Genomic DNA, 23727 nt, shown 5'->3' with positions numbered 1-23727 from the left:
GTCATCTCCCGGTTCCGCTCGGGACGCCTTGGGCCGCGCGGGTGCGTGGGCCTCGCCGTTTCCGCGAGCCGTGGGCGTCGCCGCGGCGCGGCCGGACGTAGCGGGCGATCACCAGTTCGGCGACCACGACGTTGAGCAGCCAGCCGGCGTCCATCTGGAGAAGCCGCCCGAGCTCGTCGGGCGCTCCGAACAGCAGCAACGGGGGCCCTGAGGTGAGCACCTGGGTGCCGGCGCCCATCGCCAGCGCGTACGCCCGGATCATCCAGGCCGCGTGGGTCGGCACGTCGCGTCGGCCGATCGCGATCAGCGCCAGCACGAGAGCCAGCGCCATGGCGGCTCCGACCACGTACCGCGAGATCAGCAGCCCGAGACCGTCGATGGCTGGGAACTGGTAGGTCGCCGTCATCCACAGCCCGCTCAGGGCCACGGCGAAGCCGGCCGGGACCAGCAGGTATCTGCCCAGGGCGCGATGGACTCCCAGGTGGCGACGGCGCATCGTCGGCAGGAACTGGAAGATCCCGAGGAGGGAGTAGATCAGGACGCTGACGATATGGATCGCGATGGGCACCGGCATCGCGACGAAGCGCGCCGTCTCCGGGGTCGCGGGAGCTCCGGAGGCGAGCCCCTCCAGTCGCATCGCGCCGGCCAGCGACGGCACCAGGGCGAGCAGGAGCAGTCCGGCGGCCAGCAGCCACTCGCGGCGCGGGATCCGCGGTCGTCGGCCTCGCGGTCGTCGGGCTCGCGTGGCGTCCGAGGCGGGCTGGGTGGGGTCGGTCGCGGTGGCGGGCTCGAGCTCCGAGGGAGGCGGGGTGCGATCGGTCGATGACGGGGCCGGGGGTGACGGGCGGGAGCTGGGTGTGGTGACCATGGGTCCAGATTCCCCGCTCCACCCCGGCTCCGCTTCGGCCATGTGGCCGAACCCGAGCGCAGTATCGGACCGGGCGAGCGGCGGCCCTCGGGCGATCGGCGAGGTGACCGGACGTGGGTCCCTCAGAGACGCAGGAGTTCCGCGCAGGCGAGGGCCAGGATCTCCTCGGCACGATCGATGGAGTGCTCACCGGACAGGACGGCCCCGACCAGACCTCCGGACAGCGCCACGAGCGCCTGTGCGCGCAGCTCACCGCCGGAGTCCTCGACCAGGCCAGCCGCATCGACCAGGACTGCGGACAGCATCGCCGGCGCAGCGGGCGGCGATCCTCCGTCCCGGATGGACGCATCGTGGAAAGCCTGGAGCACACGTGCGTCCTCGACCTGCTCGGGAGTGCGCGGGAGCAGGGCGAGCAGGATGATGCGCGCGTGCTCCGCTCCCCCGGGCTGCGCCTGGCCGACCGCAGCGCGCATCCTCCCGGCCGATCGCAGCATGGCCGCGTCCCGTACCGCCGCCAGCACGTCGCTCTTCGTCCCGAAGTAGTACTGCACCAGGCGGACGGAGCACCCGGCCTCCTGGGCGATCCGGCCGAAGGTCGCGGCCGCGAGCCCTGCGCGGAGGATGACCGCTCGGGCCGCTTCGGAGATCTCCCGGCGCCGCTGCTCATGGTCGACGCGCTTCGGCATCTTCCCTCCTTCCCTTTATGGTATATCGGTACCATAATAGGGCATCTCGTCCCACGTTCTGCAGGAGGATCCCATGGCCGCACGTCTCGGACGGTTCACCGACGCGGCAGCCGCCGCACGCTACCGGGAGGCCTACGACGCGCTCGCCGCGCACTGGCCCGCAGAAGCCGACGAACTGCATGTTCCCACTGCATTCGGTGACACCTTCGTCCGCAGGGCCCCGGGGGGCGACGGGCCGCCCCTGGTGCTCCTCCATGGTCTCGAAGGCACCTCCCTGTCGTGGGCCCCCTTCCTCGAGGAGCTCACCTCAGGCCGCACTGTGCTGGCCCCGGACACGCTCGGCACCGCCGGCCGCAGCACCCAGACCGCACCGATCCGGACGGAGGCGGACCGCGCCCGCTGGCTCGACGAGACCCTCGACGGCCTGGGTGAGGACCGGGTGCATCTGCTGGGGTACTCGAACGGATGCGCCTCGGTGCTGGCCGCGCTGATCCACCGTCCCCAGCGCATCGCCGGCGCGGTCCTCATCGAACCGATGCTCGCGCGACCGCCCCTGGCATCACTGGCCCGGTTCATGGTCGCCGGGGCGATCCCGACTCACCGACGGATGGATCGCATGTCGCGCTGGCTGACCCCGGGGGTGGATCCCGGGCCCGAGGAGCTCGCGCTGGCCACCGCTTCTCGCCGCTCCTATCGGACGGCGCTGCCGTGGCCCGCCCCGCCCACGCCCGAGGAGCTCGCTGGAATCCGGGCACCGGTCCTCGTGCAGATGGGGCAGGAGTCCGTGCTCTCGAACCCGGACGCCGCCGAGGAACTCGCCCGACGCCACCTGCCCCGCGCGAGCGTCCACCGCTACGACGGGCTCGGCCACGGGCTGCTCCATCAGGCGCCGCAACGCGTCCTGCCCGACGTCCAGGAGCACCTGCGCCGGGCGGACGCCGACTGACCATCCTGTCGTTCCGACCAGGAACGACGCCCCATTCCCCTGCCCGCCGCCGCCGTGCTCGCCGAGCGCCGGGCACCCGGGGACCGGGCTCGGATCGCGTCCCTCAGAGCGCCATGCCGCCGGTCGCGGTGGAGACCTCGGCCTCGGCGCCCTGACCGGCCAGCTCCTCCTCGGCGTCGATGTCGACCGCGGCGCCCTCGAACTGCGAGCGGTACAGGCGCGCGTAGGCTCCGTCGGCCCGCAGCAGCTGCTCGTGGGTGCCCTGCTCGACGATGTCGCCACTCTCCATCACCAGGATCAAGTCGGCGTCGCGGATCGTGGAGAGACGGTGGGCGATCACGAAGGAGGTGCGGCCCTCGCGCAGCCGGTTCATCGCGTTCTGCACCAGCACCTCGGTACGGGTGTCCACGCTCGAGGTGGCCTCGTCCAGGATCAGCAGACTGGGCGCCGCGAGGAACGCGCGAGCAATGGTCATCAACTGCTTCTCCCCGGCGGACAGCGAGGATTCGTCGTCGTCCACGACCGTGTCGTACCCGTCGGCCAGCTGGCGGGCGAATTCGTCGACGTGGGTGGCGCGGGCGGCCTCGAGGACCTCCTCGTCGGTCGCATCCAGGCGGCCGTAGCGGATGTTCTCCCTGAGGCTGCCCTTGAACAGCCAGGTGTCCTGGAGGACCATCCCGGTCCTCGAGCGCAGCTGGGCGCGGGTGAGATCGCGGATGTCGATCCCGTCGATCGTGATGCGGCCGCCGTCGACCTCGTAGAAGCGCATCACCAGATTCACCAGCGTGGTCTTGCCCGCGCCGGTGGGGCCGACGATCGCGACCGTGTGACCGGGATCCGCGACCAGGGAGAGGTCACGGATCAGCTCGCGCTCGGGCGTGTAGGAGAAGCGCACATTCTCGAACTCCACGCGGCCCTCGCGGATCCCCGCGGCCGCGGTGTCCACCGTCGTCTCCGCCTCCTGCTCGTCGGCGTCCAGCAGCTCGAAGACCCGCTCGGCGCTGGCCACCCCGGATTGCAGCATGGTCGCCATCGAGGCGACCTGGGACAGCGGCTGGGTGAACTGACGGGAGTACTGGATGAACGCCTGCACGTCGCCGAGGGACAGCTGGCCCGAGACGATCCGCAGGCCGCCGACGATCGCGACCGCCACATAGGACAGGTTCCCGACGAACATCATCAGCGGCATGATCAGCGAGGACACGAACTGCGCACCGAAGGTGGCCTTGAACAGCTTCTCGTTGCGCTCCTCGAAGCGCTGCGCGATCTGCTCACGACGGCCGAAGACGGTGACCAGGCTGTGCCCGGTGTACGCCTCCTCGACCTCGGAGTTCATCACCCCGGTCGCGTCCCACTGCTGGGCGAACAGCTTCTGCGCCTTCGACCCGACGACGGCCGTGAGCAGGACGACCACCGGGATCACGGCGAGCGCGATCAACGACAGCTGCCAGGAGATCGTGAGCATCATGACCAGCACGCCGAGCACCGTGAGGATCGAGTTCACCAGCCCCGTGACCGTGTTCATCAGGGTGTTCTGGATGTTGTCGATGTCGTTGGTGACGCGCGAGAGGATCTCGCCGCGCTTCATCCGGTCGAAGTACGCCAGCGGCAGGCGGTGCAGCTTCTCCTCGACGTTGCGGCGCAGGCGGTAGACCATGCGCACGATGATCCGGTTCAGTGCGACGCCCTGGATCCACATGAGCAGGGCAGAGCCGATGAACAGGGCGACGGCGAGCGCCAGCACCTGATGGAGGGAGGTGAAGTCGATGCCCTCGCCGGGGGTGAGCGTCATCCCCGAGAGCATGTCGGCGAACTGGTCCTCGCCCCGCTCCCGCATCTGCGCGATGACCTCCTTCGGGTCCGCGCCGGCGGGAAGGCCCTTCGAGATCAGCCCGGTGAAGATGATGTCCGTCGCGCGGCCCAGGATCTTGGGGCCGACGACGCTCAGCGCCACCGAGACCACGCCGATGAGGATCGCGGCGACCATGAACTTGCGTTCCGGGCCGATCTCGCGGACCAGCCGCTTGGTCGAGGGCCAGAAGTTCTTGGCGCTCTGACCGGGGCGCAGGCCGCGCTCGGCATCCTTCTCGCTCGCGATCTCGGCTGCTGCCTGGGCCTCGTCGCCGGCCGCCTCGTGCTTCTCGTCGGAGGAAGTCATCCGGCCACCTCCTCCTCGACGCCCTGGGACTGGACGATCTCCTGATAGGTCGACGAGCTCTCCAGGAGCTCGGTATGCGTTCCCTGGTCGACGATCCGGCCGTTGTCGAGCACCAGGATCAGATCGGCGTTGGTGATGGTCGTGATGCGCTGGGCGACGATCAGGACCAGCGCGTCCCCGGTCTCCGGGGCGAGCGCCGCGCGCAGCTTCGCATCGGTGGTCAGGTCGAGCGCGCTGAAGGAGTCGTCGAACAGGTACAACGACGGCGTCGCGGCGAGCGCACGGGCGATGCACAGGCGCTGACGCTGACCTCCGGAGACGTTGGTGCCGCCCTGGGCGATCGGGGATTCCAGCTGCGTGGGCATCGAGGCGACGAAATCGCGACCCTGCGCGACGGTCAGCGCATGCCACAGCTCCTGCTCGTCGGCCGCGGGATTGCCGAACCGGAGGTTCGAGGCGACCGTGCCGGAGAACAGGAAGGGCCGCTGCGGGACCAGGCCCACCCGGTCCCAGAGCACGCGGGCATCGAGGTCGCGCACGTCGTGGCCGTTCAGCAGCACCCGGCCCTCGCTCGCGTCCATCAGCCGCGGCACCAGGTTGATCAGCGTGGTCTTGCCGGCGCCGGTGCCGCCGATGATCGCGACCGTCTGGCCGGCGCGGGCGGAGAAGGAGATGTTCTCGAGCACCGGGCGCTCGGCGCCGGGATAGGTGAAGGAGACGTCATCGAAGGTCAGCTCGATGGGCCCGGAGATCTCGCGGACCCCGTCCAGGCGCTGGACCACGCTGGTATCGGTCTCCAGCACCGCGGTGATGCGGTCCGCCGAGACCATCGCGCGGGGGATCATCATCGTCATGAACGTCGCCATCATGACCGCGATGAGGATCTGCATCAGGTAGGCGATGAAGGCGGTGATCGAGCCGATCTCCATCTGACCGGAGTCGATGCGGGGCGCGGCCACCAGCAGCACCAGCACGCTGGAGACGTTGAGGATGAACATGATGATCGGGTTGATGAGGATCATCAGCAGGCCGATGCGGCGGTTCAGGTCGGTGAGCTGGTCGTTGACCACGCCGTAGCGCTCACGCTCACGGTCCTCGCGCACGAAGGCGCGCAGCACCCGAATGCCGGTGATCTGCTCGCGCAGCACCCCGTTGATGTCATCGATCTTGCCCTGCATCTGCTTGAACAGCGGTGCGGCCTTGGCGATCAGGATGCCGACGGCCACCAGCATCACCGGCACCATCACCGCGATCAGCCAGGCCATGCCCGGCTCGACCCGCAGCGCCAGCACGACGCCGCCGATCCCCGTCACCGGCGCCTGGACCAGCATGTTCAAGGAGAAGAAGACCAGCATCTGCACCTGCTGGACGTCATTCGTGGACCGCGTGATGAGCGAGGGAGTGCCGAACTCGCTCAGCTCCCGCGGAGAGAACGACGAGACCGTCGAGAACACCGAGGAGCGCAGGTCCTTGCCGACCTTCATCGCCGAGCGCGCGGCGAAGAAGTTCGCGACCACCAGCGCGATGATGTTGCCGAACGAGATGAGCAGCATGAGCTTGCCGAGATCCCAGATCACCGAGATGTTCGCCTTGGCCACGCCGTCGTCGATGATGTCGGCGTTCAAGGTGGGCAGGTACAGAGCAGCCAGCACGCCGATGACCTGGAAGAGCACCACCAGGGCGATCCACAGTCTGTACGGCTTGAGGGAGCTCAGCACGAGTCGCAGCAGGGTCACGGAGCTCCTTCGTCCACGGGCACGGGCCGGACCGTGCCAGTGCGCCTGGAAGAGCATAGTCCGCGCACCCTCCCGTCAGCATCAGACTTTCGTGGGTACCGCACGCGCGGCCGCGGAGGTGGATACCTCGAGCGAAGTTCGTACCGCGCGCGGGGGCCACGGAGGTGGGCACGTCGAGCCGGGTTCGTCCCGCCCACGGGCAGTGCCGTCGGCACGAAGGGGTCGCTGAAGGAGGTGCGCGCACGGGACGCGCACCTGTTCGCTGCCGGCTCGCGCACAGCCGGTGGCGCGCCGTTGGTGGCGCGCCGTTGGTCACGTGACGCCAGCCGCGGGGCTGGTCAGGCTGCGACTCGGTTCTCCGCACCGGGAACCTTATGCTGCGTCGTCTACCGTGGGGCGCGTGAATCGACCTGCTCAACGCATCATCATCGCCGTCCTCGCCCTCCTGCTGGTGGTGCCGATCGGCGTGATCGGGCTCAACTCCGCGCTGGGCCCCCGCGACGAGGAGCAGCAGCCGGAGGCGACGAGCGCCCCGGAGAACCCGGAGAACCGCCCCACGGCGGATCCGGCCGATCAGCCCCCGCGCCCCGACCTGCCCCGCCCCGAGGAGCCCGCCGGCCTCACGGAGCAGTCCCCCGAGGGCGCGCAGGCCACCCTGACCTATCTGCTGGAGTCCTACAGCTACATGATGAGCAGCGGCGACGTCTCCACATGGGAGAACTCCGTGGACCAGCAATGTCAGGTGTGCGTGTCCTTCCTCGACAACGCCCAGCTCCTGGCCGAGCAGGACGGCTACCTGGTCGACGGGGACTTCGTGGTCCACTCGACGACGTTCTCCGGCACCGGCGAGCCGCCCGCCACCGGTGAGGTCGTCGCGGACTTCACCCAGGAGCACAGCCTCCTGGTCGATGACCCGAACCTGCAGCCGAACGCGCTCGAGGAGATCTCCGGCCAGCTGATCGCCCAGATCGCCTGGGACGGAGAGCGCTGGCGCGTGACCGACATGAGCATCGCCCCCGAGGGCAGTGGCGCCTCCGACGGCGGCGGTAGCGGTGGCGCGAGCGATGCCGGGGGCGAGTCCGCCGGCGCCTGACGCCAGCTCTGGCGCTGGCGCTGGCGAGGGCGAGGGCGTATGCGCTGGCATGGGCGTTTGCACTGGCATGAGCGTTCGCGCTGGCATGAGCGTCGGTGGCAGCGGCGCCGGCTGATTCCCGACACCCTCTTGGCCACCCCGCTCACACTTGGCCACCCCGCCTGAATCGGCGGAAAGAGGCCTTGTCACCGCCTATTCAAGCGGGTTGCCCGCAGCCATCGCGACGGGGGCACGCTGTGGCGATGACGGGCAGGGCGACAACGCGCCCTTCGCTGGTACAGCTGGGAGTCGCCCTCGACGGTCGCCCGCGCCAGTCGGGTCACCGGGGCCACCGGGCCACCGCCCGCGGTGACGTGGGCCTGATCATCGCCGCGGACCGTTCCTCCACAGCGCCGGTTGTGGATGGTGAGCGAGGTCGCTGTCGACCTCGAGCCACCCTGGGTGCATGCCGCGTCCCCCGGATCCCCTCCCGAGCGCACTGCCCTGGCAGGTGTTCACCAGCGCAGAAGCGCGGAACGCCGGAGTCTCGTCGGATCGTCTCAAGCGAGGTGACCTCACCCGCCTCCGCCGGGGACTGCAGGCGAGAAAGGGGGACCCGGTCACTGAGGCCTCCCTCGCTGCTGCGATCTGTCGTCACGAGGGCCCGGCGGTCGTCGTCGGGCTCTCTGCGGCCCGTCTTCTGGGGATGCCACTGCCCCGACTGCTCGAGTCATGGAGCCTGCGCACACCGCTGCACGTGTCGATCCCCGGGGGTCGCAATGGATCGGACCGCGTCATCCGCTGGCACGATTTCGCGATCACCCCCGAGGAGACCCAACGACTCACCTATAGACAGCGCAGGTCATACACCAGTTCCGCAACGGCTCCGCGCTCCACCCTGCGGGTCACCAACCGCGCGCGCACATGGCGAGACCTCGCGCAGAATCTGCCGCACGTGCCGCTCGTCACGGTCGGGGACCACCTCGTCCGCACGCCCCGCCCGGACTTCGAGCCCGGGCGCGAGCTCCCCTGGTGCACTCTCGAGGAGCTCCGGGCCGTCTGCACTGGTCGCCACGCGCAGGCCCTTCGTCGTGCTCTCGCGGACATCCGGATCGGCTCCGATTCCCCGATGGAGACCTTGCTGCGCCTGGCGTTCATCGAAGCCGGTCTCCCAGAGCCGCTGATCAACAAGCCCTTGATCGGCGCCGACGGCCGAGCCCGCCACGACCCGGACTTCCAGTGGCCGCAGTACCGAGTGTGCGTTGAGTACGAGGGTGCCTCACATAAGGAAAATGACCAGGTGAAGCGTGACATTCGGAGGGCCCGTCAGGTGAAATCCGCAGGATGGGCAGAGATCCGGCTGTACGAGGAAGACACGCGACGCAACTGTGCGCAGGCCATTCGCCTCGTCCGGGACGAACTTCGGGAACGAGGATGGCGTCCATGACGGGAACCGTCACCACACGCCTGGTGCCTCCGCGTATGGCCCAGCTCCGCTCCCGCAGTGCCTGGAGTTTCACCGCGCGTGAGTAGGCGGAATCAGCCATCCTCAACGCCTATTCGTGCGGGGTACCGACGGGTAGCCCTGGTTCGTGCGGGGTACCGACGGGTAGCCCTGGTTCGTGCGGGGTACCGACGGGTAGCCCTGGTTCGTGCGGGGTACCGACGGGTAGCCCTGGTTCGTGCGGGGTACCGACGGGTAGCCCTGGTTCGTGCGGGGTACCGACGGGTAGCCCTGGGAGTGCGGGCAGGGGGCTACGGGGACGCGAGGGGTCGATGCGCCCGAGACGAGAGGGCCACCCGGACGGGTCATGGAACCCTCGGCTCTATTCCCTCGCCGGCCGGTAGAGGAACAGGTCGGTGCGGTACGGGACGCCGATGACGTCGCCCGGTGCGTGGCCGAGGTGCTCGTGCAGGTACCAGTCGAGGTTCGCGAGCACCTTCGCGCGGCGCTCCTCGGGGGCGGTGATGACGTAACTGCGGGTGCGGGCGAGGTCGATGACGTCCTGCGTGGGCATCGGATCCTCCCAGGCGTGCACGCTGCGCTGCACGAGGGAGGGGCCAGGGCCGACGGTGGGCAGGAAGTCCTCGCGGTGGATATCCCCGGCATGCATGATCCGCGAGAGCCGGTGCACCCAGGGGATCGTCACGTCGAGCATGTTCCACACCAGAGCGAGAACGCCGCCGGGAGCAAGCAGTCGCGTGACCTCGGCGGACGCCGCCTCGGCGTCGAACCAGTGCCAGGCCTGGGCGACGGTGACGAGGTCCGCCGAGGAATCCGGGAGCCCAGTTTCCTCGGCAGGGGCAACCCGCGTGGAGAGGGCGGTGGCGTGGGAAGGGCCGGGAGAGTCCGGATCGGAGGACGGGCCGCCGTTCCGCGCTGCCTCGAGCATGGCGCGACTGGTGTCCACCGCGGTGACGTGGAGGCCCCGCTCCGCGAGTGCCCAGGAGAGCTTGCCGGTGCCGGCCCCGAGGTCGACGGCGCGGAGGGAGCCAGGAGTCGAGGCACGGCGAACGTCGCCGTCGGCACTCGCCTCCGCGCCGTCACCGTTCACCGCGGCGAGGATCTCGTCGAGGGCGGCGCAGGGGTAACCGGGCCGAAGGCGGTCGTAGTCCTCGCCCTGGCTCTGGAAGGCAGCCGCGAGAGTCCCTTTGCGCTCCGCGTTGCCGAAGCGAGGCTCATGGCGTGCGGAGATCGGGGGGACGGGAGGGTTCTGAGGGTCCGGCACGATCTGGATCCTAGAGGAGCCTCGACCGGATCGCTCTCGAGGAGATCAGTAGACCCCGACCTGCGACGCCAGCCATGGGACCGCGAGACTCACCAGAAAGGCGATGACCAGCGCGAGGCACGCCAGGACCAGCAACCAGGGCGATGCCGTGCGTCGGCGCACAAGAGCCGCTACGGCGAGAGCGGTCGCCACGAGCGCGAGCAGCCCTGCGACGAGCGACACGGGGATGAGGGCCAGCACGCTCTCGATCCAGTCGTGACGCTCCACGGCCTCCGTGGAACCGTCCGGGGGCGGCAGGTAGTAGGTGACGCGAGCGGACGTCGAAGCCACCAGGGTCGCGAGGACGGACCAGAGCGTCGCAAGACCCCCGAGCCCGACCGTGAGAATCGTACGCCGGGACCGGGTTGACCGAGGAGTCCCTTCGTCGGCCCGAGCTCCCCTGCCCATGCCCGTTCCCGTGCTGCTCGCGTCGTGCCTCGTCCCCATGGTTCTCCCCCTCATGCCGGCCGTCCGGACACCCCTTCAGGTGCAAGAGTGCCCGGGAGATCGGCCCGCGTCGATGGGGAGTTCTCACCGCGACGAGCGGTGCGCCACCCAGGACTCGTGCAACCCGGCGTAGATCCCGCCCTCGAGCTCCACCAGTTCGGCGTGGGTGCCGGCCTCGACGAGGTCGCCGTGGTCGAGCACCATGATCCGGTCCGCGCGTTCGGCCGTGGAGAGCCGGTGGGCGATGGTGATGGTGGTGCGGCCTCGGGCGAGTCCGTCGATGGCCTGCTGCAGGCGCACGTCGGCCGCGGGATCCACGGCGCTGGTCGCCTCGTCGAGCACGATCACGTCGGGATCGGCGAGGTAGGCGCGGGCCAGGGCCACCAGCTGCCGCTCCCCCGCGCTGAGCGATTCCCCGCGCTGGCCGACAGGGGTGTCCAGTCCTGCGGGCAGTTCGTCGGCCCAGGAGCCGAGCCCCAGCTCGTCCAGGGCGCGGCGCATGTCCTCGCCGGTCGCGTCGGGTCTGCCGTAGGCGAGGTTCCCGGCCACGGTCGTGTCGAAGAGGAATCCTTCCTGCGGCACCATGATCACGCGAGAGCGCAGCGAGGAGTACGGGATGAGATGCAGCGGCACCTCGCCGATGAGGAGCTCGCCGCTGGCGGGGTCCATCATGCGGGTCAGGAGCTTGGCGAAGGTCGTCTTGCCGCTGCCGGTCTCGCCGACGATGGCGATGCGACTGCGGGCGGGGATGTCGACGCTGATGCCGTGCAGCACCTCGGGCCCGGTCGGGTAGGAGTAGCGCAGGTCGCGGATCTCGATGTCGAGCAGCCCCTCGGGCAGCGCGGTCGCCCCGGGCCTGGGGTCGAGGCGCTTCCCGGTACGGGGGTCCATGGCGCCACCGGGGTCGGAGACGTCGGCCGGGGTGTCGAGCACGCCGAGCACGCGCCGCCAGCCGGCCACCGCGTTCTGCGCCTCGGAGAGCATCTCGATGCCCATGCGCACGGGCTGGCTGAACAGGGAGACCAGGAAGACGAAGGCGATCACGCCGCCGGCGGTGAGATCCGCCCCGGGAAGGTTCACCCCGAGCGTCTGCGTGCCCAGCAGGATCCCGATCACGACGACGATCGCGGTGGCGAGTCCGTCGGCCGTCTCGGAGAGGAAGAAGGACGCGGACTGTGGTCTCAGCACGGAGAACTGGGCGTCCCGGACGTCGCGGACGCGCCCGAACTGCCCGGAGCGGGTGCGGTTCTCGACGCCGTAGGCGCGCACGGTGGCGGCGCCGACGAGGGATTCGGAGACGGAGCCGAGCATGGTCCCGACGTTCGCGCGGACCGTCTGGAAGCGGGCGCGGATGCGCTTCTGCAGGGAGCCCATGATCAGCAGGATCGGGAGGTAGCAGATCCACACCACCAGCGCGAGCGGCCACGAGTAGAACGCCATCACGGCGGTGGCCAGGACCAGCTGCATGCTCATCACCACGAGCATGATGCCGCCGAAGCTCATGAACTGGCTGACGGTGTCGACGTCGCTGGTCACGCGGGAGACGAGGGCGCCGCGCTGCTCGGTGCCCTGGGTGAGCAGGGACAGGTCGTGGATGTGGCGGAAGGCCCGCTTGCGCAAGGTGGCCAGCGAGGTCTCGGCGAGGCGGAACAGGCGCCGGTTCATGAGCACGTTGCAGGTCGCGGTCAGCAGCAGCACGACCGCCGCGAGACCCGCAGCGCCGGCGACGAAGCCGAGGTCGGGCTGCTCAGGAGCGATGATGCCGCGGTCCAGGATCGACTGCACCGCGATCGGCACGACGACCTTGCCGCCGGTGGCGACCACGGCCAGCAGCAGGGTGATCCACAGTCCGCGCAGCAGCTCGGGGGTCAGCGAGAGTCCGCGGCGGATCGTGTGCAGGGCGGATTCGTCGGTGGTGCTCTCGCTGCCGAGCGCCGAGGAGGCGCCGGCGTCGCGGGCGGCGGGTGCGGCGGTCATCGGCCTGCCTCTTCATCGATCGGGGCGGGGTCGTCGGCCGACGGGGCGGGCTCCTCGGCCGGCAGAGCGAGGTCGGCCGGTAGAGCGGGGCCGGCCGACGGGGCGGGGTCGTCTGCGGAGGGGCCCGATTCTGCGGTCCCGCCCGTCTCGGCGAGCGGGTCCACGGTGAACAGGGCACCGGTGGTCGCCGGCGGCTCGCTGTCGCACTCGCTATCTGCCGTGACGTCCTCCCGGCGGTAGCGCCCCTCCCCGTGCCGCTCGACGGCGTCGGTGACGGTGCGTGCACGCTGGGCGTCCACCGCGATGCTCGGGTCCGGGCCGTCGCTGGGCTGCGGTCCCGCGGACTCCAGCAGGTTGTGGGAGATCGCGGCTTCGTCGTACGCGTCGACCAGAGCACGGTAGCCCTCGCTGTCGGAGCGCAGGTCCTCGTGGGTGCCGGCCGCAGCCACCCGGCCATGGTCGAGGAACACGACCTGGTCCGCGAGCGAGATGGTCGACTTGCGGTACGCGATCAGCAGCAGCGTCGAGGTGGTCATCTCGCGGCGGATGCCGTCGAGGATCGCGAGTTCGACGCTGGGGTCGCAGGCGGAGGTGGCGTCGTCGAGGATCAGCAGGCGCGGCCGTCGGGCCAGCGCCCGGGCCAGTGCGATGCGCTGTCGCTGGCCACCGGACAGGGACCCGCCGCGCTCCCCCAGTTCCGTCTCGAGCCCGTCGGGCAGGTTGTCGACGAAGCTCTCCGCCTGGGCCACGCGCAGCGCCCAGCGCAGGGTGGTCTCGTCGATGTCCTCGCCGAGGGTGACGTTCTCGCGCACGGTCGCGTCGAACACGAAGGCCTGCTGCAGCACCAGGGCGACGTCCTCGGTGAGCGCGTCGACCGTGAGGGAGTGCAGGTCGGCGCCGTCGAGACGGATGCGGCCGGCGCTGGGCTCGATCAGGCCCGCGGCGAGCAGGGCCAGGGTGGACTTGCCGGAGCCGGTGGCGCCGACGATAGCGAGCACGCGGGTGCCGGCGTCCGGGTCCGCGTGCAGGCTGACGTCGTGCAGCGCGGCGCTGGTGCGCAGGATCTGATCCTCGGAGCGGGAGCCGCGGCCGAGGATCACCTGGGAGGGATCGTCGCGATAGACGAAGGCGACGTCGTCGAAGGCGAGCACGCCGGGCCCCTCGGGCAGAGGGTCGGGACCATAGGTGCGCTGCTCGGTGACGTCGAGGATCTGCTGCACGCGACCGCCGCCGACGACGGTGCGCGAGAGGTCGCCCAGCACCCAGCCGAAGGAGCGGATCGGCAGGGACATCAGGGTGAACAGGTAGGACACCTCGACGAGCTGGCCGGTGGTCAGGTGGCCCTCGCCGATGCGCCAGGCGCCCAGCACCGCGACTGCGAGGATGCCGAGGTTGGGAAGGGCATCGATCGCGGGGTCGAACCAGCCGCGCACATAGCCCATCCGGATACCGGTGGTCCGCAGGGAGTCGGCCGCGGTGTCGAACCGGCGCACCTCGATGTCCTCGCGGCCCAGGGACTTCACGACGTTCGCGCCGTCGAAGGATTCATGGGCGATCTCGGCGACCTCGGCGCGCAGCTGCTGGGAGCGCACGGCGATCGGGGTCGCGAAGCGCTGCAGGAGCACGTTCAGCACGATCAGCAGCACGATCAGGGCGACCATGATCAGCAGGATCACGGGGTCGATGCGGGCCACGACGATCGTCGCGTACACGAGCATCACGATGGTGGACAGGGCGAAGGGGAACGGCGCCATCGCGAAGAAGGTGGCTTCGACGTCGGAGTACACCGAGCTGAGCAGCGTTCCGGTGGACTGGCGGCGGTGCCACAGCAGCGGGACCTTCGCGTACACCGTGGTCAGGCGTTCGCGGTAGAGGCGGAACAGGTCGAACTGGGCGGCGGCCGCGAAGATGCGACGCGCCATCACGGTGACCGCGCGGGCCACGGCGATGCCCAGGATCGCTAGACCGCCGGCGATCACGACGCCGAGCTCCGGTTCACCAGTGGCGAAGGAGGGCACGACGACGTCTTCGGTGACGCGGCCGATGATCGCGGAGGTCGCGATCTGCAGCAGGGCGAAGGCGACGGCGCCGAGCACGGCGAGGGAGAACCAGGTGCGCTGCTCCCAGGAGCCCTTGAGCAGTCGCTTCAGGCCAGGGACCAGCACGGCGGGATGGTCGCGTTCGAGGTTCGCGGCCGCGCGCGTGGCGGGCGTGGTCATACGGTCACGAAGTGGACGACGACCGCGATCGCGAAGGTGATCGTGGACAGCATCGCCAGGGAGAACTCGATGATGATGCCCAGGCCGAGCGCCTTCATCGCGATCCAGGCGGAGTTCAGGCCCTTCTTCAGGTCCTTCTGGCGCAGCGCCTCGGCGATGCACAGGCCGAGCACGAAACCGATCGGCAGGCCCAGGAACGGGATCACGAAGATGCCGATGATGCCGGCGGCGATGCCGACGTAGATCGGCCACATCGGCACGTCGGCGCGATTCAGCTTCCGCCCGGTCAGGACGTAGCTGGTGGTCATGCCGATGGCGCCGAGCACCAGGACGATGGCGAACGCGATCCAGGCGGGCCAGCCGCCGATCACGATCGCCCAGATCAGGGTGGCGATGACCAGGGTGATGGTGCCCGGGAGCACCGGGACGATGATCCCGACGAGGCCGACGATGTAGGCCAGACCGACCAGGACGGTCACGATGATCTGGACGGTGAGGGAGTCCACGGGTCCTCCGGGAGAAGCAGGGATGCGGGGGCGCGATCGACCGACGGGAAAGCGCCGTGCCGAGCCTGGCCCATCCTATCGGCGCATCACACCGGCGGCGGGTCGACGTCGACCATCCACGCACTCCTCAGGGCAGGCGAGCCACCTGTCCGGCCCAGGAGAAGCCACCGCCGAATCCGATCATCAGGGCGATCGCCCCGGACGGGACCCGGCCCGCCTCCCGCAGCCGGGAGATCGCCAGCGGAATCGTGGCGGCCGAGGTGTTGCCGGAGGTGATGACGTCGTCGGCGACGACGGCATCGGGGCGCAGCTCCAGCGCCTGGGCGAGCGGTTCGATCATCCGCAGATTCGCCTGGTGCGGGATGAAGACGTCGATGTCGGACATCGTCAGCCCGGCGGATTCCACGATCCCTCGGGCGATGCCGGGGGCTTCTCGCAGCGCCCACCCCAGCACCTGTCGCCCTTCCTGGGAGAAGCAGGTCTGCGGCGGGCTGATCGTCACGGCATCGGCAAGATCGGGGACCGTCCCCCACATGACCGGGGACACCGCGGGCTCGTCGGTCGCGCGCAGCACCACGGCGCCGGCCCCGTCCGCCGTGAGGATGCAGGTGGTGCGGTCGGTGTAGTCCGTGAAGGCGGAGAGCTTCTCCGCCCCGATCACGAGGCTCGTGGTGGAGGCGCCGGCGCGGATCGACTGATCGGCCACGGCGAGCGCGTGGCTGAACCCGGAGCAGGCCGCGCCGACGTCGAAGGAGGCGGGACCGTCGAGGCCGAGAGCCTGCGCGACACGACCTGCCGTACTCGGGGACCGCTCTTCGTTGGAGCAGGTCGCCACGATGACCTGGGTGATCTCGGCAGGGTCCACCTCGGCGTCGACGAGGGCGGCGCGGGCGGCGGCGGTCGCCATCTCGGCGACCGTCTCGTCCTCCCGGGCCAGGCGTCGGGATTCGATGCCGGTGCGCTGGCGGATCCAGGCATCGCTGGTCTCGACCATCTGCTCGAGGTCGTGATTGGTCAGGATCCGGTCGGGACGATAGTGGCCGGTCCCGGCGATCCGCGACCCGGGCACGGCCCGTGGGGTGGAGAAGGTCGGCCGGTGGGAGCCGGTGGGCATCGTCATGAGATCTCTCCTGCGTCGGGGACCCGATGAGCCTAATGCGCATACCCGGCCGCACGGTGACCGCTGGCGCAGTGGTCAACGGCGCTGGTCAGCGGCGCTGGGGGATCTCACTCCTCAGAGCAGGTTGACCATCACGACGAAGGTGAAGGTGCCCAGTCCCACGCTGAGCAGGGTGCGCCGCCCGCCGAGGAGATGCGCAGCGATGGTCACGACGGTCGCCACCAGGGCAGGGACGATCCGCCCGGGATCAGCGTCGATCGAGGTGCGCAGGGTCGAGACCGTGAGGATCGCGAGGATCCCGACCGGCATCCACAGCGCCATCGCAGCCACGAAGCGGGAGTCCCGCAAGGGCTGCAGGATCACGAAGGGGACCGCGCGCAGGGCGAAGGAGATCCCGAGCCCGATCACCATGACGGCCAGGAAGTACCAGGTCTCAGGCATCGGCTGGCTCCCTGCGGGAGATGAACAGGAAGCGCGCGACGAGCAGTGCCAGGAAGCCGAGCAGCCCTGCGAACAACGCCGATCCCGGGACCAGCAGCAGGGCGAGGCTGAAGGCGAGGGCGGCGAGCAGCAGCGAGGGGATCTCGCGGCGGGACCGACAGGCGTCGAGGGTGAGGGTGATGAACAGGGCGCACAGCGCGAAGTCGAGGCCCTCGATCTGTCCGGGCAGGAAGGAGGCGATCGCGACGCCGACCAACCCGCCGCCCACCCAGTAGCTCTGGAACGCCATCTGCATCGCGACCAGACGGGGACCGGTCCAGGTGCCGGGCCGCGCGGCGGAGACGGCGTAGGCCTCGTCGATCAGGGCGTAGACCGAGTACAGGCGCGCGAGGGGGTGGCGCACCACGCGCAACGGGAAGGAGAACGCGTAGAAGACGTGGCGGAAATTGACCAGCAGGGTGGTCAGGGCGATGGTCGCCAGCGGGGTTCCGACCACCATCAGGCCCACCAGCAGCAGCTCGACCGATCCGGCGAACAGGAAGATCGACAAGCCCGGCGCGACCCACCACGGAAGACCGCTCTGCACCACGAGCAGGCCGAACGCCACCCCGATGGGGAACATGCCCAGCCCTGCCGCGAAGGAGAGCCGGATACCGGTGGCGATCTCATGGCGCCGACTCGGGGCGACGGGCTCGGCCGACGGTGCCGCCGGCATGACTGGTGGAGCGACCAGCGCGGCTGGTGCGGTCGCCGACGCGGCCGGTGGAGTCGCGAGCGCCGCCGGGGAGGCGAGCGCGGTCTCGGAGTCGACCTCCGCGCAGGCCGCGGGCTCGCCGCCGGGAGATTCCCAGGAGCTGAACTCGTCGCCGCGCCCGGGCTGGTCGAACCGGCCGGGCTCGTCGCCGTGGCCGGGCTGGTCGCTCTGCCCGGGCTGGTCGAACAGGTCGAGCCCAGGGGCGTTGCTCGAGCGCTGATCGCTCCACAGATCTGTCACACCAGCAATCATCCCAGCAGATCGCCGCCTCGCGATTGCGGACTTCCGTGCATCCTCCCCGTACACTGCAATATATGGACCTGGATGTGGTGGATCGCGCAATCATCGACCATCTCCGCGAAGATGGGCGCCTCTCGAACGTCGCCCTGGCGGAGCGAGTGCATCTGACCCCGGGCCCCTGCCTGCGACGAGTGCAGCGCCTGGAGGCCGAGGGAATGATCCTCGGATACGCCGCGCAGGTGGACCCGGCGGCGCTCGGTCAGGCCTTCGAGGTGATCCTGGACGTGGAGATGTCCGCATACGACAAGCGCACCATCGAGCATTTCGAAACCACTGTGGCCGGGTTCGACGAGGTCGTCGAGCTGTATCGGCTGTTCGGCGCCCCCGACTACTTCGTACGGGTCGCCGTGGCCGACCTCGCGGCCTACGAGCACTTCCTGACCGAGGAGATCATCACCATCGCGGGAGTCTCCAAGATCTCCTCGCGCTTCGCGATGAAGGTGCTCAAGAGCCAGCGTCCCGCTGCGAGCGCGGCGCCCGCTTCTCGGCCGACGCCGCGCCGCTGAGCACGACCCCTCTGGTCTCGTACAGCGCCGCGCCGTACCGTTCCCGGCGTGAGCGAGTTCGTGCGTCTGGCCCTGGCGGGCATTGCGGGCGGCCTGGGGGTCTTCGCGGTGATCGCGCTCCCGGCCGTGCTGCTGCAGCGCCGACGGTTCGGGCGCGTGCGACCGCTGCGGCTGGTCGGCGTGCTGGTCATCTGCGTGTACACGATGACCCTGGCGGGGCTGACCGTCGCACCCGCCTATGAGGTCGCGGAGACCTGCCGCGCCCGCGTGGGCGGTGAGCTGCGGCCTTACCCCTTCAACTCGATCGCGGAGATCCTTGCGGTGCGCGCGGAGGGCACGCGTGGTCTGGGCCTGTTGGTGAGCTGGCCGGTGCTGCAGCTGGTCTCGAACATCGCGTTGTTCATGCCGTTGGGGGCAGTGCTGCGCGGGGTGTTCCGGCTGGACGCGACCACGGCACTCGCGATCGGGGTGATGCTCTCGGTGCTGATCGAGGCCACGCAGTACACGGGAGCGTGGGGGCTGTATCCGTGCGGGGTGCGGATCGCGGACATCGATGACGTGTTCGCCAACTCTCTCGGCGCGCTGCTCGGCGCGCTGGTCGCTCCGCTGCTCACGCGGTGGAGGGTGCCGCTGTTCGTGCACGAGCGGCCGCTGGAGGACCATGCCGATCTCTGGCGGGGCGACGACTCGTAGGTCACGGGAGATCCTGAGCCTCGAGGTATCTCGTGAGGCGCTGACGCGCCGTCTCAGGCGGTGATGGTGAGCGTCGAGGAGCGGTCCGGGAGCCGGCGCACGTGGATCTGCTCGGCGATCTGGGATTTCATCTCGCCGACGTGACTGACGATGCCGATGGTGCGGCCGTTCTCGGCGAGCCGGCCGATCTCGGCGACGACTCGTTCGAGAGTCTCCGGGTCCAAGCTGCCGAAGCCCTCGTCGATGAAGAGCGTCTCCATCTGCACTCCCCCGGCTTCGGCGGTGACGATGTCCGCCAGGCCGAGGGCCAGGGCGAGGGAGACGAAGAAGGTCTCTCCCCCGGAGAGGGTCTCCGGCAGGCGCCTTTGATCGGTGCGGTGGTCGATGACCAGCAGGTCCAGTCCGGTCTTCTTGGCCCCGCGGGCGCCGGTGTCGCGCAGCAGCTCCAGGGTGGAGTCGGAGAACTCGGCGAGGCGGGTGTTGGCGGCCGAGACGACGTCCTCGAAGCGGCGCATGAGCACGTAGGTGGACAGCTGGATGCGGTTCTTCCCGTCGGCGGAGCGGCCGGTAGCAAGGTCCGCGATCCTCATGACGGCGCCGGCGGTGAGATCCAGAGCGGCGAGCTGGGCGAGAGCGGTATCGAGCGCGGTGCGGGCCCCTGTCGTGCGCTCGGCGGCGGCGCGCAGGCGGGCCGCATGGTCGCCTGTCTCGCGGGCTGCGGCGCGGGCGGCGGTGAGAGCTTCCTGCGCGGTGGCCACTGCGGTCTCGGCGATCGTGCCGGCCTCTTCGCTCGCGTCGACCGCAGCGATGCCTTCCTCGGCCATGCCGTCGGTGAGCCTGGCCTGGTTGACGGTGCGATCCGACAGGAGGGTCGTCAGGGACGCACGCTCGGCGTCGGGTAGGACTGCGGCGGTGAGGGCGTCGTCGTCGGCGAAGGGTGCGAGATCCGCGGCGTCCAGTCGCTCGGTGGCGTCCTGGCGGGCGGTGGCGCTCTCGGTCTCCAACTCGGTGACGCGGGCGGCGCCTTGCTCGATGGCGAGCTGCGCTTCTCGCAGGGAGGTGGCGGTCTTCGCGCGCTGCAGTTGGGCGGTGCGACGCTGTGCGACGGTCTCGTGCTCGCCGCGCGCCTCGCGGGTCCTCTCGGTGTCCGCCGCGAGGGCGGCCTCGGTCTCGCGCAGGGTGGCCGACCGGCCCTCCAGTTCCCGTTCGAGCGTGGTGCGCTGCGCGGTGAGGGTGGTCGTCTCCTGGTCGAAGGCGTCGATCCGTGCACCGAGGCCCGCCACGCGCGTTGCTGCGGCCTCGGCCGTGGCGACCAGTGCTTTCGCGTCGGTCTCGGCGGCGGTAGCGACGGCGAGGGAGCGGCCGCCGGCCTCCTTCGTGGCGGCATCGCGCTGGGTGCGCACGGTGGTGAGCGCCTGGGCGGTGCGGGACTGGTCGCCGTCCGCGGTCGCTCGGCGCTGTTCGGCGGCCTCGATCTGCTCTGGGCCGACGTGGTCCTCGGCGCGCTGGGCGGGCGCCGGATGCTCGGTGGAGCCGCAGACGGGGCAGGCGTCGTCGGTGCTGAGCTGCAGGGCGAGCTCGGAGGCGATGCCGGCGTGGCGTCGGTCGCGCAGGGACTTCTCCTGGTCGGCGGCCTGCTTCGCGGCGGCGAGGGCCTCGGTAGCGGTCTTCTCGGCGCGGGTGACCTGTGTTGCGAGGCGGTCGGCGGTCTTTGCCGCGGTGGCCCGCGCCGCGGCGGTGACCAGGGCTGCTCGCGCATCGCCGAGTCCGTCGGCCGTCTTCTGTGCGGTCGCGCGGTCGGCGAGGAGCGTTTCGCGAGCCCCGGGGCGGGCGCCGAGCTGCTCGGCGAGGCTCGCGATCCTGGTGGCGAGGGTGAGGTCCTCGGCCCGACGCTTCTCGAGGGCGGCGCCGCGGGCGGGAAGCTGTTTCTCGAGCGCGGCGAGTTCAGCCAGGGCGCCGGCCGCGGTGGTGGCCTCCTCGGCCGCTGCGGCGAGCGCGGGCAGCGGCTGGGCTGTCTCGAGCAGGTCGACGAGGTCCGGGTGCGTGGTGCGGTGAGCGGTCGCAAGCTCCTCGCGGGACTCCGTCAGGGCGCGCAACCGCTGAGTTGCCTGGGCGGCGCGGGCGAGCGCCGCAGCGGCGGGGCGTGCGGCCTCGTCCCCGGTCAGGCGTTGCTGCGCCTGAGCGGCGGCGGGCTCCTGGTCGACCAGGCGTGCGGCGAGGGCGTCGAGGGTGCGGCGTCGGGTGATGCGGGTGCGCAAGGCGGTGGCCTGCTCGGTGTGCCCCCGCGCAGTGGTCTCGCGCTCGGAGGCCGCGGTGGCCAGGGTGCCTGCCTCGGTGGCCTGCGCCGTCAGGGCTTGCTCGATCTCAGTCGCGGCCGCGACGAGGTCCTCACGACGGTTCGCCTTCGCGTGTTCATCCAGCGCGGCGCGGTGCTCGTCATCGGCCCCGGAGGCCTCGGCGAAACGGGAGACTGCCTTGTCGACCTGCCCCTTGGCGTCGGTGACGCTCGCGGAGGCCTCGCGGCGCATCTGTTCGAGCTGCTTCTCGATGTCCTGATAGATCTCGGTGCCGAACACGCGCTGCAGCACCAGCTGGCGCTCCCCCGTGCCGGCGCGCAGGAAGCGGGCGAACTCGTTCTGCGGGAGCAGCACGGTCTGGGTGAACTGCTCGCGGTTCAGGCCGATAGCGCGGGTGATCTCGCCGCCGATCTCGTCCAGGCGGACCGAGACGGGTTCGACGCCGGAGCCCTGACCGGCCTGGTCGGCGAGCGCCGCGGGGATGAGCTTCGGAGAGTCCAGCTTCCACAGGATCGCTCGGGCGTTCTCCTTGGTGGTGCCGCTGCCGCGGCGCTTGGCTCGCTCGTACTGCGGCTGGCGGCGCACCCGGTAGATGCCGTGGCCGGTCTCGAACACGAGGTCGACGACGCTGGCGGTGGAGGGGTCGGCGAATTGCGAGCGGATGCGCTCCGAGCTCGCATCGCTGCCGGCGACGGTGCCGTAGAGGGCGAAGACGACAGCGTCCAGGATCGTGGATTTCCCGGATCCCGTCGGGCCTTCGAGCAGGAACATCCCGCTGGTGGACAGTGCGGCGAGGTCGATGTCGACGGTGTCGCGAAAGGGGCCGATACCGGTCAGTCGCAGGTGGTGGAGTTTCACGAGGCCTCCTCCCGGCGGGAGTGAGCCGCGCTGTGGGCGCGTGCGAAGACGCCTCGTTCGGCATCGGTCGCTTCGACGCCGGTGACGTATTCGAGGAACTCGCCCATCACGTCCATCGGATCCTGTTCGCGCCGGACGACGGGTGTGAGGTCGCTGTCCTCGCGGCCCTCGGGCCGGTGCTCCGTGTGTCGCAGGTACGGGAAGGCGGCGCGCAGCCGGTCCAGCAGGTGGGGCGGCCGATGAGGGTCGGTGATGACCGCCTTGACCCAGTCCTCGCGGTGGGCGGCGGCCTTCGCGAGGACGTCGTCCAGGGACCCGCGCAGCTCGGCGAGGCGGCGCGGCACCGGGGTGGCGATCCGCTCGACCTCGACCTCCCCCGGGGCTCCGAGGTCGACCAGCAGCACGGACTTGCGCTGGTTCTTCTCGGAGAAGGAGAAGGCCAGCGGGGACCCCGAGTACCAGGCGGTGGTGCCGGCGCGCGCGGAGAGATCCTGGCACCCGTGCAGGTGCCCCAGGGCCACGTAGTCCACGCCGCCCATCACCGAGGCGGGGACGGAGTCGACGCCGCCGACGGAGAGGTCGCGTTCGGAGTCGCTGGGGTCACCGCCGGTGACGAAGGTATGGGACAGGACCACGGAGCGCGGGCGCGGGGCGTCGGGCCCCGCCGCCTCGGCGTACTGCGCGATCCGCGTGGTCACCTTGTCCATCGCTGCTCGGGTGACCGCTTCGTGGCTGCGGGCGAGCGGTTCGGACTCGTCGCTCACGAGGGCGAAGCGCGCGATGTCGGGCACCAGGTAGGGCAGTCCGAAGAACAGCACGTCGCCGTGCGCATCGGGCACCACCACGGGGTGCTCGAGCGCCGCCTGGGTATCGGTCAGGATGTGGACGCCGTCGCGCATCAGCTCGGCGCCGAAGCCGAGGCGGTCGGCGGAGTCGTGGTTGCCGGGGGTGAGGACCACGGTGGTCTTGGCGGACAGTCGCGTGAGGGTCCTGCCCAGCAGCTTCACGGCCTCAAGCGGCGGGACGGCACGGTCGTACACGTCGCCCGGGATGACGACCACGTCGATCGCGCGCTGGGTCACCAGCTCCACCAGCCAGTCGTGGAACTCCTCCTGGTGCGGGTGCAGGTTCGCCTCGTGGAAGGTGCGCCCCAGGTGCCAGTCCGAGGTGTGCAGGATTCTCATGGTGTCGACTCTAAGGAGCTGGACCGACAGACGTGGCCGGGGCGCGCGGATGTGGACGGGCACGGCGTGGGGAGGAAGGATGTTGCGGCTGGTGATGGCGAGATGGTCGCCCTCGCTCCCCCGGATCGGGCCGGTCGCGCACGGTCGCGCGAGCGGCACCCGTGACGCGGGCCCCGGATCGGCGTAGCGTC

At 70.4% G+C, this 23727-nt stretch carries 19 protein-coding genes; 5 read left to right on the top strand and 14 right to left on the bottom strand.

From position 1 onward, the window contains the following. Nucleotide 1: 1 nt before the first annotated feature. Both INT51_RS18390 and INT51_RS18385 read right to left on the bottom strand, forming a co-directional pair. Entirely contained in the window at nt 2–868 is an 867-nt protein-coding gene (locus INT51_RS18390; protein ID WP_193106793.1) for a DUF2306 domain-containing protein, read from the bottom strand. Nucleotides 869–990: 122 nt separating this feature from the next. Next, on the bottom strand, nt 991–1554 hold the full coding sequence (locus INT51_RS18385; protein WP_193106792.1) for a TetR/AcrR family transcriptional regulator: 564 nt from the start codon (nt 1552–1554) through the stop codon (nt 991–993). Between the two features lie 73 nt (nt 1555–1627). Here INT51_RS18385 and INT51_RS18380 point away from each other — a divergent pair, with 73 nt between their 5' ends. Continuing rightward, nucleotides 1628–2500, top strand: coding sequence for an alpha/beta fold hydrolase (locus INT51_RS18380; protein ID WP_193106791.1), 873 nt, complete (start codon nt 1628–1630; stop codon nt 2498–2500). 103 nt (nt 2501–2603) lie between these two features. Here INT51_RS18380 and INT51_RS18375 read toward each other — a convergent pair whose 3' ends face one another. Together INT51_RS18375 and INT51_RS18370 are read right to left on the bottom strand one after the other, a co-directional pair. Further along, nucleotides 2604–4658, bottom strand: a complete 2055-nt coding sequence (locus tag INT51_RS18375; RefSeq protein ID WP_193106790.1) for an ABC transporter ATP-binding protein — start codon at nt 4656–4658, stop codon at nt 2604–2606. Continuing rightward, nucleotides 4655–6394 (bottom strand): ABC transporter ATP-binding protein, encoded by a 1740-nt coding sequence (locus INT51_RS18370; RefSeq protein ID WP_304502252.1) that lies wholly within the window; start codon nt 6392–6394, stop codon nt 4655–4657. Before INT51_RS18370 ends, INT51_RS18375 begins: the two co-directional genes overlap by 4 nt. A gap of 400 nt (nt 6395–6794) precedes the next feature. Here INT51_RS18370 and INT51_RS18365 point away from each other — a divergent pair, with 400 nt between their 5' ends. Both INT51_RS18365 and INT51_RS18360 read left to right on the top strand, forming a co-directional pair. Next, the gene (locus tag INT51_RS18365) at nt 6795–7487 is read left to right on the top strand and encodes a DUF6318 family protein (protein ID WP_304502251.1); all 693 of its coding nucleotides are present in this window, start codon (nt 6795–6797) and stop codon (nt 7485–7487) included. A 685-nt stretch (nt 7488–8172) separates the two neighbouring features. Next, entirely contained in the window at nt 8173–8913 is a 741-nt protein-coding gene (locus INT51_RS18360; RefSeq protein ID WP_226985900.1) for a DUF559 domain-containing protein, read from the top strand. A 379-nt stretch (nt 8914–9292) separates the two neighbouring features. On the opposite strand, the gene INT51_RS18355 is transcribed toward INT51_RS18360, so the two are convergent. From INT51_RS18355 to INT51_RS18320, 8 genes are all read right to left on the bottom strand, one after another. Further along, nucleotides 9293–10195 carry a class I SAM-dependent methyltransferase gene (locus tag INT51_RS18355; RefSeq protein ID WP_193106786.1) on the bottom strand — a complete coding sequence of 301 codons (903 nt, stop codon included), beginning with the start codon at nt 10193–10195 and terminating at the stop codon, nt 9293–9295. Between the two features lie 45 nt (nt 10196–10240). Next, nucleotides 10241–10525, bottom strand: coding sequence for a hypothetical protein (locus INT51_RS18350; RefSeq protein ID WP_193106785.1), 285 nt, complete (start codon nt 10523–10525; stop codon nt 10241–10243). A gap of 240 nt (nt 10526–10765) precedes the next feature. Beyond that, the gene (locus INT51_RS18345) at nt 10766–12658 is read right to left on the bottom strand and encodes an ABC transporter ATP-binding protein (protein WP_193106784.1); all 1893 of its coding nucleotides are present in this window, start codon (nt 12656–12658) and stop codon (nt 10766–10768) included. Beyond that, nucleotides 12655–14877 carry an ABC transporter ATP-binding protein gene (locus INT51_RS18340; protein ID WP_193106783.1) on the bottom strand — a complete coding sequence of 741 codons (2223 nt, stop codon included), beginning with the start codon at nt 14875–14877 and terminating at the stop codon, nt 12655–12657. The genes INT51_RS18345 and INT51_RS18340 overlap by 4 nt, the downstream gene beginning before the upstream one ends. Next, on the bottom strand, nt 14874–15383 hold the full coding sequence (locus tag INT51_RS18335) for a DUF456 domain-containing protein (protein WP_193106782.1): 510 nt from the start codon (nt 15381–15383) through the stop codon (nt 14874–14876). Before INT51_RS18335 ends, INT51_RS18340 begins: the two co-directional genes overlap by 4 nt. A 127-nt stretch (nt 15384–15510) precedes the next feature. Then, nucleotides 15511–16503 carry a beta-ketoacyl-ACP synthase III gene (locus INT51_RS18330; protein ID WP_226985899.1) on the bottom strand — a complete coding sequence of 331 codons (993 nt, stop codon included), beginning with the start codon at nt 16501–16503 and terminating at the stop codon, nt 15511–15513. A gap of 114 nt (nt 16504–16617) precedes the next feature. Next, complete coding sequence (locus tag INT51_RS18325; protein ID WP_193106781.1) at nt 16618–16944, bottom strand: branched-chain amino acid transporter permease; 327 nt, start codon at nt 16942–16944, stop codon at nt 16618–16620. After that, on the bottom strand, nt 16937–17938 hold the full coding sequence (locus INT51_RS18320; protein WP_304502250.1) for an AzlC family ABC transporter permease: 1002 nt from the start codon (nt 17936–17938) through the stop codon (nt 16937–16939). The genes INT51_RS18325 and INT51_RS18320 overlap by 8 nt, the downstream gene beginning before the upstream one ends. A 74-nt stretch (nt 17939–18012) precedes the next feature. Here INT51_RS18320 and INT51_RS18315 point away from each other — a divergent pair, with 74 nt between their 5' ends. Together INT51_RS18315 and INT51_RS18310 are read left to right on the top strand one after the other, a co-directional pair. Continuing rightward, on the top strand, nt 18013–18504 hold the full coding sequence (locus tag INT51_RS18315; RefSeq protein ID WP_193106780.1) for an Lrp/AsnC family transcriptional regulator: 492 nt from the start codon (nt 18013–18015) through the stop codon (nt 18502–18504). A gap of 48 nt (nt 18505–18552) precedes the next feature. Further along, nucleotides 18553–19197, top strand: a complete 645-nt coding sequence (locus INT51_RS18310) for a VanZ family protein (protein WP_193106779.1) — start codon at nt 18553–18555, stop codon at nt 19195–19197. Between the two features lie 53 nt (nt 19198–19250). Here INT51_RS18310 and INT51_RS18305 read toward each other — a convergent pair whose 3' ends face one another. Further along, complete coding sequence (locus INT51_RS18305) at nt 19251–22352, bottom strand: AAA family ATPase (protein WP_193106778.1); 3102 nt, start codon at nt 22350–22352, stop codon at nt 19251–19253. After that, nucleotides 22349–23536 (bottom strand): exonuclease SbcCD subunit D, encoded by a 1188-nt coding sequence (locus INT51_RS18300; RefSeq protein ID WP_193106777.1) that lies wholly within the window; start codon nt 23534–23536, stop codon nt 22349–22351. Before INT51_RS18300 ends, INT51_RS18305 begins: the two co-directional genes overlap by 4 nt. Between the last annotated feature and the right edge of the window lie 191 nt (nt 23537–23727).

It is taken from the genome of Brachybacterium sp. FME24, assembly GCF_014897705.1.
Taxonomy (GTDB): domain Bacteria; phylum Actinomycetota; class Actinomycetes; order Actinomycetales; family Dermabacteraceae; genus Brachybacterium.
Note: the sequence above shows the minus strand (reverse complement) of the source record. Positions and strands in the feature narration are given on the sequence as shown.